General features: G+C 70.9%; 13 protein-coding genes. 7 read left to right on the top strand and 6 right to left on the bottom strand.

Features of this window, described 5'->3' with window-relative positions:
• Positions 1-118 precede the first annotated feature (118 nt).
• Positions 119-1,360: a CobW family GTP-binding protein gene (locus tag ACFHVL_RS30025; protein ID WP_416631906.1), complete on the bottom strand. Its 1,242-nt coding sequence runs from the start codon at positions 1,358-1,360 to the stop codon at positions 119-121.
• 46 nt (positions 1,361-1,406) lie between these two features.
• Between ACFHVL_RS30025 and ACFHVL_RS30020 the strand changes: the two genes are divergently transcribed.
• From ACFHVL_RS30020 to ACFHVL_RS29990, 7 genes are all read left to right on the top strand, one after another.
• The gene (locus ACFHVL_RS30020; RefSeq protein ID WP_416631904.1) at positions 1,407-1,880 is read left to right on the top strand and encodes a winged helix-turn-helix domain-containing protein; all 474 of its coding nucleotides are present in this window, start codon (positions 1,407-1,409) and stop codon (positions 1,878-1,880) included.
• Complete coding sequence (rpmB, locus tag ACFHVL_RS30015) at positions 1,864-2,100, top strand: 50S ribosomal protein L28 (RefSeq protein WP_416631903.1); 237 nt, start codon at positions 1,864-1,866, stop codon at positions 2,098-2,100. The genes ACFHVL_RS30020 and rpmB overlap by 17 nt, the downstream gene beginning before the upstream one ends.
• Entirely contained in the window at positions 2,100-2,267 is a 168-nt protein-coding gene (rpmG, locus tag ACFHVL_RS30010) for a 50S ribosomal protein L33 (RefSeq protein ID WP_416631902.1), read from the top strand. Before rpmB ends, rpmG begins: the two co-directional genes overlap by 1 nt.
• A gap of 300 nt (positions 2,268-2,567) precedes the next feature.
• Positions 2,568-2,852 carry a HesB/IscA family protein gene (locus ACFHVL_RS30005; protein ID WP_416631900.1) on the top strand — a complete coding sequence of 95 codons (285 nt, stop codon included), beginning with the start codon at positions 2,568-2,570 and terminating at the stop codon, positions 2,850-2,852.
• A gap of 287 nt (positions 2,853-3,139) precedes the next feature.
• Positions 3,140-3,949, top strand: coding sequence for an SAM-dependent methyltransferase (locus tag ACFHVL_RS30000; protein ID WP_416631899.1), 810 nt, complete (start codon positions 3,140-3,142; stop codon positions 3,947-3,949).
• A gap of 60 nt (positions 3,950-4,009) precedes the next feature.
• Positions 4,010-4,834: a helix-turn-helix domain-containing protein gene (locus tag ACFHVL_RS29995; protein ID WP_416631908.1), complete on the top strand. Its 825-nt coding sequence runs from the start codon at positions 4,010-4,012 to the stop codon at positions 4,832-4,834.
• Between the two features lie 324 nt (positions 4,835-5,158).
• Positions 5,159-5,626: a PPOX class F420-dependent oxidoreductase gene (locus tag ACFHVL_RS29990; protein WP_416631898.1), complete on the top strand. Its 468-nt coding sequence runs from the start codon at positions 5,159-5,161 to the stop codon at positions 5,624-5,626.
• Positions 5,627-5,684: 58 nt separating this feature from the next.
• Here the strand turns inward: ACFHVL_RS29990 and ACFHVL_RS29985 are convergent, their stop codons facing one another.
• The 5 genes from ACFHVL_RS29985 to ACFHVL_RS29965 form a co-directional block, all read right to left on the bottom strand.
• Positions 5,685-5,972 (bottom strand): hypothetical protein, encoded by a 288-nt coding sequence (locus ACFHVL_RS29985; protein WP_416631897.1) that lies wholly within the window; start codon positions 5,970-5,972, stop codon positions 5,685-5,687.
• A gap of 182 nt (positions 5,973-6,154) precedes the next feature.
• Positions 6,155-6,865, bottom strand: a complete 711-nt coding sequence (locus tag ACFHVL_RS29980; protein ID WP_416631896.1) for a hypothetical protein — start codon at positions 6,863-6,865, stop codon at positions 6,155-6,157.
• On the bottom strand, positions 6,865-9,276 hold the full coding sequence (locus ACFHVL_RS29975; protein WP_416631895.1) for a hypothetical protein: 2,412 nt from the start codon (positions 9,274-9,276) through the stop codon (positions 6,865-6,867). The genes ACFHVL_RS29980 and ACFHVL_RS29975 overlap by 1 nt, the downstream gene beginning before the upstream one ends.
• Positions 9,273-10,139, bottom strand: a complete 867-nt coding sequence (locus ACFHVL_RS29970; RefSeq protein WP_416631893.1) for a hypothetical protein — start codon at positions 10,137-10,139, stop codon at positions 9,273-9,275. Before ACFHVL_RS29970 ends, ACFHVL_RS29975 begins: the two co-directional genes overlap by 4 nt.
• Before the next feature lie 169 nt (positions 10,140-10,308).
• The gene (locus ACFHVL_RS29965; protein WP_416631907.1) at positions 10,309-10,494 is read right to left on the bottom strand and encodes a helix-turn-helix domain-containing protein; all 186 of its coding nucleotides are present in this window, start codon (positions 10,492-10,494) and stop codon (positions 10,309-10,311) included.
• Positions 10,495-10,597: the final 103 nt, after the last annotated feature.

Raw genomic sequence — 10,597 nt, 5'->3', positions numbered from 1 at the left:
CTGCGGCAGGCACCGAGACAACCGACAGCGCGAGGGCCGGACCCCCACCCCCTGGGGTCCGGCCCTCGACGTTGTCGCGATACGTCGTCAGGGACGGTTGGCTGGACGGTGGGCCGGCTCAGCAACCGGCGAACGGGTCCGGCAGCGCCCGCCAGCCGGCCTCGCCGTCGGCGAGTTCGGCGTCGGTGAGCAGACAGGATGCCAGCCGTCGGTGCAGGTCGACGGGGTCGAAGTCGATGCCGATGAGGACCAGGTTGCTGTCCCGGTCACCGTAGTACGGGTCCCACTCCAGCGCGGCCGCCAGCCGCCGTTGTGCGCTGGCCTGGTGCCACTCGGCATCGGGCAGGGTGACCAGCCAGGGGCCGATGGTGTGCATCGCGACCCCGCCGCCGGCGCACTCCCAGGCGATGACGGCGTCGGGTTGGCTGGCCAGCCAGAGGTGGCCACGGGAGCGCAGCGCGTGGATGGCCACCTCGTCCAGCGCGGCGTGCAGCCGGCCCGGGTGAAACGGCCGCCGGGCGCGGAACACGGCGGAGACGATGCCGCAGTCGGCGATCGGTTCGTGCACCCCGATTGGGTAACCCTCGACACCACGGCCCAGTACGCCAGGGGTCTCCGGACGGTGCCGGTCGGTGTGTCGTAGCCGGGTGGCGAGCCCGGTCGCGTCGACGGTCGGTCCGTCGCCGGCAGTCAGCTGCACCGCCCAGGGTGCCAGTCGGTGCACCAGTACGGCGAGCCGCTGGGCCTCGAAGAGATCGTCGGGAGTGCCGCCCCACAGTACGACCGTGTCCGCGTACTCGATCTGGCGGACGATCACGTCGGCGAGTGAGCGGTGGTCGTCGGGCGCGGCGGCGATGCCCAGCTGGGCCAGGTCGTCCGTGCTGGCCAGGCCGTCGAGCAGGTGTTCGGCGGCGACGACGGTCACGTACGAGTCGAACCGGACCAGATCGGCGATGGGCGCCCCGCCGACCTGGCAGTGCGCGCAGGCAGCGGCGACCGACTCCGGCTCGACCACCTCGGGCAGGACCAGCACGATGTCGCGGGCCGGCTGGCCGGCGGCGAGTCGGGCCAGGGTGGTCAGGATGTCTTCGCGCAGGGTGCAGGAGACGCAGCCGTGGGCTAGTTCGACGTGGGCGTCCTCGACGATGCCGGCCCCGGTGCGGACCACCCGGTGCACGATGCCGTCGCGGACCGAGCTGAGGTCGTGGCGGACGACGTACAGGGTCGGATCGGCGGCGAGCAGGGTCCGGGCGACGGCCATGGTCGCGGCGGGCCAGAAGCCCGAGAGAACGGTGACCGCCGGGCGGGTGTCGGCGGGTGGCCGGGCGGTGCGGCCGGCCGGAGCAAGCGGTGACGGCATTCACGTTCCCCTCGACTTAGTTGAAAACGGTTGTCATTATAGTGGCATGGATGCCGCCGTACGACATCGCCTCATCGGGCTGCTGGAGCAGTTGCTCAGCGAGCCGACGCCGACTGGTCGGGATGTGTCCGTAGCGGCCGCCGTGCCAGCCGCCGACCTGGCCGACCCCGCCGCGTTGCGGATCTATCCGGAGTCCAGGATCGTCCTGCTGGGGCTGGTGGAGATCGCGTTGACCCGTCGCGAGTTCGACCTGCTCTACTTCCTGGCCAGCCATCCGCGTCAGGTGTTCACCCGCGCGCAGCTACTCGACCGGGTGTGGGGGCACCACCGCAGCGGCCCGCGCAGCGTCGACGTACACGTCCGCCGGTTGCGCGGCAAGCTCGGCGACGACCTGCCGGTGGTGCGCACCATCCACGGCGTGGGCTACCGCCTCGACGGCGCTGTCCCGGTCGTGGTGTTACGCTCGACTGAAAACGACATTCATTCTCAAAGGAGCGGCGAGTATGTCCCGACGATGTGACGTCACCGGGGCCGTGCCCGGCTTCGGCAACTCGGTGTCCCACTCGCACCGCCGGACCCGTCGCCAGTGGCGGCCCAACCTGCAACGACACCGCTACTGGCTGCCCGCCGAGCGCCGTTGGGCCACCCTGAGCCTCACCGCCAAAGTCATGCGTACAATCGACCGGCGCGGGATCGAGGCGGGCGAGGCGGACCTGCGGGCCAAGGGCGTGCGACTCTGATGGCGCGGCAGACCGATGCGCGACCGGTGATCAAACTGCGCACTACCGAGGGCACCGGCTACACCTTCGTCACCCGCAAGAACCGGCGCAACGACCCCGACCGGCTGGTGTTGCGCAAGTACGACCCGGTACTGCGCAGGCACGTCCTGTTTCGCGAGGAACGCTGACCTGTTCCGGCCGCCGGTCAGACGGTGCACCACCGCGAGGAACGCTGACCCCGGGGCCGCGAAAGTCGGCCGACCCCAGGCCCGGGGATTTGACGGATCGCTGGATGTCGGGCACGGTGGGTTGCAGACGGCCGTGCCAGACCCCAGTCCCTGGAGCCCTCGCAGCACGCCATTGACCGCCCGCAGCGCATGCCCGCCGTGCCGTCAACCCAATTCCTGATCATGCCGTGCACCTGTCGTGCGGTGTCTCGGCCGGAAACGTGTTTCCGGCGATCACGCCAACCCGACCAAGGAGTTGCCATGCTGACCGTGACCGACAACGCCGTTTACGTGATCCGCGAAATCGCAGCCCAGCAGCAGTCACCGGAGAACGCCGGCCTGCGGATCGCCGCCGACGCGGCGGCCGGATCGCTCACCCTGACGCTTGCCGACGAGCCGACCGACGGTGACCAGGTGCTGGACTCATCCGGTGCCCGGGTCTTCCTGGACCCGGAGGCGGCCGACATGCTGCAGGACAAGTCACTCGACGCCGCAGTCGACGACGACGGTGGTGTGCGATTCGGAATCGCCGCTCAAGCCGGCTGAGCAAGCCGACCGACACGGTCGATCGGCCACCCGGGCAGGTCCCTTGTAAACACGCCAGCAGCCTGTGCGGCGGCATCCGCAAGGAGCGATAGATTCCGCCGGCGGCAGCACACGGGCCGGGTGTCGCGCGCCGGGCTGGCCGCTGACCCAGCTCCCCGAGTCGATCCCCAGCACGGCTGGCGGGCCTCGCCTGACGGTTGGAACTTCCACAAGTGACCTTGGAATCCGATGATCGTCGCGGTTATGCTGCACGGCGTCCTGCCCACCTGCTCCGTGAGGAATTCGCCATGGCTGAGGAATACCCGGGTGGGCCGCGTCCGGCACCCAAGCTGGACACCACAGTGCCGCAGACCGCCCGGATCTGGAACTACCTGCTCGGCGGCAAGGACAACTATGCCGTCGACCGCGAGGTCGGCGACCAGATCGAGGCCGCTGTCCCGGAGATCGTGCAGAACGCCCGGCTGTCCCGTGACTTCCTGGTCCGGTCGGTGCGTTACCTGACCGGGCAGGCCGGCATCCGGCAGTTCCTCGACATCGGCACCGGCCTGCCGACCGCCGACAACACCCACGAGGTCGCCCAGGCGGTGGCACCCGAAACCAGGATCGTCTACGTCGACAACGATCCACTGGTCCTGGCGCACGCCCGGGCGCTGCTGACCAGCACCCCCGAAGGGGCCACCGACTACGTCGACGCCGACCTGCGCGATCCCGAGCCGATCCTGCGGGACGCGGCCCGTACGCTCGACTTCAGCCAGCCGGTCGGGCTGATGCTGATGGGAACTCTCGGGCACATCGGCGACGACGACGAAGCCTGCGCGATCGTCCGCACGCTGCTCGACGCGCTGCCCTCCGGCAGCTACCTGGCGCTCTACGACGGCTCGGACACCAGCCCCGCCGTGGTCGAGGCAGCCCGGATCTGGAACCTGTCCGCCAACCCGAAGTACCACCTGCGCAGTCCGCAGCGGATGGGCCGGTTCTTCGACGGACTGACCATGGTGGAGCCCGGCGTTGTGTCGGTCACCCGGTGGCGCCCGGACCCCGGGCAGGCGAACCTGCCGGAGATCGACCAGTTCTGCGGCGTCGGACGCAAGGCGTAGGCCGCGGTGAGTGCGGTCGGGCAGTACGAGTACGCCGCCGGTGGCCCCACGGTCCGCCGGATGCAACTCGGGGCCCGGCTGCGCCGGCTGCGGGAAGCCAAGGGGATCAGCCGGGAGGACGCCGGCTGGGCGATCCGGGCCTCCGAGTCGAAGATCAGCCGAATGGAGCTGGGCCGGGTCGGGTTCAAGGACCGTGACGTTGACGACCTGCTCACCCTCTACAGCGTGACCGACCTGACCGAGCGGGCGATGCTCGCGACGCTGGCCCGGGAGGCCAACCAGCCGGGCTGGTGGCATCGGTACGGCGATCTGCTGCCTACCTGGTTCCAGTACTACCTGGACCTGGAGTCGGCGGCCAGCCTGATCCGGGCGTACGAAATCCAGTTCGTGCCGGGCCTGCTGCAGACCGAGGAGTACGCCCGGGCGGTGATCGGCATCGGCTTCGGCGGGTCCGGGAACCACGAGGTGGAGCGTCGGGTCGAGCTGCGGATGGCCCGCAAGCAGGTGTTGGACCGGCCGGACGCGCCCCGGGTGTGGGCGGTGATCGACGAGGCGGTGCTCTGCCGGCCGATCGGCGGGGCGCAGGTGCTGCGCGGCCAGATCGAGGCGCTCGCCGAGATCAGCGAGCTACCCAGCGTACGGCTGCAGGTGGTGCCGTTTCGTAGCGGTGGCCACGCCGCGGCCGGCGGTGCGTTCAGCATCCTTCGTTTCCCGGACCAGGAACTGCCCGACGTGGTCTACCTGGAGCATCTGACCAGTGCTTTCTACCTGGACAAGCGGGAGGACGTCGACCGGTACGCGGCGGCCGTGGGCCGGCTGTTCATCGAGGCCGACCCGCCGGACCGCACCCGCGACGTCCTGCATCGTGCCCTGCGTGACCTGTGACCGAGCCCGTGCATCACCTGTGACCGGCTATTCGGCGGTGACGCCCGGAATGACCAGCACCGCTCCCCGGTGGAGCACCAGCGGCTCGCGGGTGCCCCGCCGGCGATGGCAGTCCGCCGGCGTCGGCCAGGTCGATCAGCTCGGCCCGATCAGCTCGGCCCGATGGATTCGGCCACACGAGCACCGGTCGGTGGATCGGCTGCGGCGCGGTGCCGGTGATCAGCTCTTCCACCGGTCGATCGCCGAGAGGCATGCGAGCATTGTGCCGGTCGTACCCGCCGACCGGGCCCGCCGTGTCCGGCAACCAGATCTGAGGAGCTGCACGTGGCACGTGCCATCGCGACGAACAACCGCGTCGACCGGGACGGCCTGGTCGACTTTCTGCGTACCCGGCACCGGGCGGTCCTGATGACCACCCGCGCCGACGGTCGTCCGCAGGCCTCTCCGGTGGGCTGCGGCGTCGATGCCGGTGGCCGGCTGCTGATCTCCACCTACCCGGACCGGGCCAAGGCGGTCAACATCCGTCGTGACCCGACCGTGTCGGTTGTGGTGCTCTCCGACGACTGGAACGGGCCGTGGGTGCAGCTCGACGGTGTCGCCGCCGTGATCGACATGCCGGACGCGTTGGACGAACTCGTCGAGTACTACCGGTGCATCTCCGGTGAGCACCCGGACTGGGAGGAGTACCGCGACGCGATGCGTCGGCAGGACAAGTCGCTGATCCGGATGGTGATCGACAAGTGGGGGCCGATTGCCACCGGCGGCTTCCCGGCCCGCCTCGCCGACAGCTGACCGGCCCGCCTTCGGCTGGCCGGCCCGCCCTCTCCGGTGGAACGGTTGACCGGCCAGCTCACTCGGACGGCTCCGGGAGGTCGCAGTCGACCTGCGGGTTGACGCCGATGTAGTTCAGCGGGCCGGCGATCACCGTCACGATGGTGGAGCCGGCGTGCGCGCAGTTGGTGTCGTCCTGCTCGAAGTAGCCGCGCTGCACCGCCGCCACCAGCCCGATGACCAGCCAGATGAGCACGATCACTCCGGATATCGAACCGCCGCGCATGGTTGCCTCCTCGAACGTCGGGTCGCCGTACCGGCCCTGCCGCGCGGGTGGCGGCGGCGGGATCCAATCGGCGGATGGCATCCTTGTACCCAGTGGCGCTCGGCCCGTAACGCCCCGGTCAACCGCCGGCCCGGCGCCAGAGCTGCCGCTGTCCGACCTGCGGCCGAGCACCGCCAACCGGGTCCCGTTCAGGAACACGGCACCGGCTGACGGCCTGGCTGCTGTGGTCGGCGAGGCACCGAGGCGCTGCGGTCCCGGCCGGGTCACGCGTCGAGGACCCGGCCGGCGAGGTCACCCCGGTCGAAGGAGACGAACACGTCACCGAGCCGGTCCAGCAGGTAGCGGCGCTCCTCGGCGGTCAGCTCACCGACGAAGTCCTGCACGGTCTCGGCGACGACCGACGCCTGCCGGTCGCCACCACCGGTCAACTTCGCGGCGACCCGCTCGAACGTGTCGTCGAGCAGCGGCTCCAACGTGGCCGGGTGGTGGACGAGCCAGTAGCAGCGGGCGGTCGCCGGGTCGGTGAGCACCTTGTCCCGCAGATAGCCCACCTGTTCCTGCTCCAGTTGGTGGCGCAGGCGCTGCATCCGAAGGTCACGGGTGAGCTTGTCCACCATGATCGTGTCCTGTTCGGCCTCGCGGTCGACGGTCAGGCCGACCGTGCAGCCGAGCAGCATCAGTTGTGACGTGGTCAGGTTGAGCTGCGGCAGCCGGGTGTTCAGCTCGGCCTCCAGCATCGTCTTCTCGGTGACCTTGTGTTTGGCGGCGATCTTGCGGGCGGCGTCGAGCAGGCACCAGCGCACCGTCGCGGCCGCGCGCTCCACCGGGCGTACCGGCTGCCACACCGTGGTGAAGGTGGCGACGAACTCGGTGCCGGGCAACGCGGCGGGCAGCCGGTCGGTGAACGCGTCCTGGGCGACACCCGGTCGCGGCGTGGGAACGTCGGTACGGAACAGGTCGAAGAATCCGGGCATCACGGCTCCTGGGAGGGACGGGAGTTGCGGCGGGCTGTCATCGGGTCCGCACGGTGCAGCTGGTGGATGAGGTGCCGGCGCAACGCCGCCCGCCGGGCCGCGTCGTGGCGGTGGAACGCGTCGGATCCGCCGACCGCGTCGCCGACCGTCGCGTCGCCGACCGTCGCGTCGCCGACCGTCGCGTCGCCGACCGTCGCGGCGCCGGTCGATTCGCCGGCGGTCGGCCACTGCGCCAGCAGGGCGCGCAGTCGGGCGACCCGGCGGGCGGCGGCAGGACCGGCGGTGACGGTCCGGCCGAGCACGTGGGTCAGTGTCCCGACCAGCTCGGGATCGGCCGCCGCGTCGTCGAACCAGCGGAACAACATGGCCGGTACGCCGACCGGCAGCTGCCGGTGGTCCAACGCCCGCCCCAGCGCGACACCGATGTCGTCCTGGGTCGCGGCGGCGGCCCCGATCACCTCGGTCAGGATCTGGTCCGGCCGGCGGTCCGCCTCAGCATCCGGCCAACGGCCCGGGTCACCGTCAGCGTCTCGGCCAGCGTCCGCCCAGCGGGCCGGGTCGCCGTCCGGCTGGGCGTTCGCCTCAGCGTTCGGCCGGTCGTTCGGCTGGCCGAGGGTGTCGAGGGCGACGGCGGCGAGCGCCACGCCGCGCGGCTGGTCACCGGCCAACCAGGCGGCCAGCCGGAGCAGGACCGGTTGGCGCAGCGCCGGCCGCGACCACAGTGACCGCAGCGCGGCCAGCACCGCCTCGTCGACCTCGGCGATGCCGTGTCGGGCCAGGCGCCCGAGCCGGGTCATCGCCTGCTCGATGTAGAAGTCGGCGAGCTGACCACCGCAGACCTCGGCCACGGTGACCAGGACCTTCGGCTGGTTACGGACCTGCGACCAGCGGTAGAGCCGCTGACGCACGGCGGCACCGATCTCCGGACTGAGCGCGGCGATCCCCAGCACGTGCACCAACGCGCCGCGCAGGTCCACCCGGCGACTCCAGACCGGCGCGACCTGGCCGAGGATCTCCGGGGTACGCCGCCGCAGGGCGGTGCCGAGCACCAGCTCGGCGGTGCGGGCGGCGAGTCGACGGTCGACCGCGCCACGCCCCGCTCTGCTGCGCAGCGGCAGGTCGCACACCCACCACCACAGCTCCCGGGCGAAGGCGTCGGCCCGGTCGGTGAGGACGAAGTCGAGGACCGCCTCGGCGTACCGGGCCCGCCGGAAGCGCACCGCACCGCTGACGTCCAGGTAGGCGTCGACGTCGGTGACGAGGGCACGGACGCCGGCGTGGCGCAGCCCGACCGGGTCTCCGACAGCGGTCAACCGCAGATCCAGGGCTTCGGCCGCGCCCAGCACCCGCCCTGCCTGACTGCCTTCCAGCGCCGCGGCGGCGACCAGGAACGTCCGTTGGCGCGCCTCGGGGTGCAGATGGAACCAGGTGGTCAGCTCGGCCTCCCAGTTGTGGTACGCCGAGACCAGTGCGCTGACGATCTCCTTGCCGATCGGAGAGTCGGCGGTGATCGCGACCTGGTGGCCCGTCAGCGCGCCGCCCATCGCCAGCACGTCGGTGCAGAGCTGGGCCAGCCGTACCGCCTCCGCCGGAGGCGCGTCGACGAGCAGTTCGGCGACCTGGGGCTGGGTGACCAGCCAGCCGAGTTCCACGCCGGGACACAGCCGGCGCAGTCGGCGGTCGAAGACCTGACCGGCCGGCGGCGTCCCGACCCGCACCACCGGCCCGTCGCGTACGGCGCCGAGCTGGGTCCAGGCCGCCTCGGTGGCGACGATCGCGATGCTGGAGCCGCGCCGGGCCAGACTGTCGCAGTACGCGCCCAGGTCGCGGGCGAAGCCGTACTGGATGTGTTGTGGCTGTTCGGGCAGTTCGAGCAGGTAGGCGAAGCCCGGCGCGACCGGGAGCTCGGCGACGGTCAGCTGTTCCTGGCGGCCCGGATCGAAGGTCGGTCGGATCTCGCGCAGTCGCTGGCCGGTGGCGTGCAGCAGACGCAGGGCCGCCGTGTACCGGCCGGTCTCCGACGCGCCGACCAGGATTACCCCGCCGTGGCGGCGCATCAGGCTGAGCACCGCGTCGCTGTCCAACGGGGTTCCGGTCACGCCGTGGTATCCGGGGTCGACGAACCCGTCGAGCCGGTCCTGTACGTAGTCGTCGCTCAGTTCGTGATAGTCGCGGACCCGCTGCACGTACTGGTGCAGCCCGCCGTAGACGGTGTGGGCGACCTGCCCGTCGTTGTGGGCGACCGCGACGGCCGGTCCCGGCCCGTCATCGGGGCCGCCGGTCGGGTCGTCGTCGAACTCGCCGTACCCGTTCAGGTCGTCGAGATCGACGGCATCGGGGCGGTCGGTGTCGTGTTCCTCGGCGACCGGGGCGGGTCCGTCGGCACCGTCCGCGAGATCGGTGACGATCATCCGTGGCGTCCACCCCGGGACTGCCACATCCCTCCGTTGACCTGGTTCGCGGCCTGCCCGGCGTTGTGTCGGATTCGCAGCTCACCGGCCTGGCCGGCCGGCCGGTCACCGGCGTTGCCGGACGGTGCGTGCGTCGCGGCCGGATCGGCGGCTCCCGGGGCGGCCCCGGCCGGGGGTTCCTGGTCAGGCCGGGGGGCGAACCGTGGGACCGCCAGTAGGCTGCCGGACGGCTCGGGCACGTACAGCCAGGCCCGCTGGCTGAACGCCTTGCCCGGTACCGTCGCCGCGACCTCGATGAAGTGGTCCGGGTGTCGACTGGTGTATCCGTCCCGGACGACGTCGCAGAAGACCCGGTCGGACAGGATCGCCGCGACGTGGGTGACTGACGGCTTGGCGGACGCCAGCATGATTCGGACGGCGTCGGAGTCGAGTAGCCGATGGGTCTCGTTGCGCGCGGTGCCGTTGCCCGCGTGCTGCGGCCGGTCCGGGTCACCCGGCAGCGGTCCGACGTGCAGGCTGGCCCGCAGCCGGATTGCCGGCTGGCCGCGCACGATGGCGGAGTTGTGTTCGGCCAGCACCCGCTGCAGTACGGCGAGGAACGGGTGGACCAAGGTGGGCAACAGCCGAGTTGGCACACCGATCGCGAAACCGTCGCCGCTGTCGCCGTAGAACGGGGGTGCCTGCCAGGCGTCGTCGATCCCGCTTTCGTCGAACGCGAACCTGACCAGTTGCGGAATCAGTCGGCTGATTTCCTGGTGGGTGCTCCCGGGCTCGGCGGTGAAGCCTTTGGCGTCGACGGCGAGGATGCCCGTGTACGGCGGCAGCTCTCTGGTAACGGTGAATGGTGGGGGAGTGGCGACCACCGGTTCTCCTGTCGGCTCGAGAATGTCGGCCTCGCATACTGCCCTTGGTCACCACCGGTTTTCTGCCCCGTAGTGGGCACAATGGCCGTTCGCCACCAAAGTGTGTTGTCCATGATCGATCGACGCGCCGATCCGGGTGGCCGTCGTGCGACGAACGGTCGCGTGTCGGTTACCGATCGGGTAATCCGATGTATGCGATCTTGGCGAGCCGGGGGAGGCTCAGTAGTTCGAACCGGCGTGGCGCGGTCGCGATCAGCCCGTGGTCACGCAGGCGGGTCAGGGCCGTGACGACGGCGTTGCGCGACGCGCCGATCAGTTGTGCCAGCCCGTCCTGGGACAGACCGAGGTCGAGCAGCGCCCGGTCCGGTCCGTCCGGCTCGGCCTTGGCCCAATGCTGCGTAGCTTAAGTTGATCTTGGGGTGTGGCCTGCGGTTGTGTGGCTGCTGTCGGGTGGTTCG

The sequence above is a fragment of the Micromonospora sp. LOL_023 genome (assembly GCF_048060115.1).
Taxonomy (GTDB): Bacteria; Actinomycetota; Actinomycetes; order Mycobacteriales; family Micromonosporaceae; genus Micromonospora_E.
This window is presented reverse-complemented; position numbering and strand designations above follow the sequence as displayed.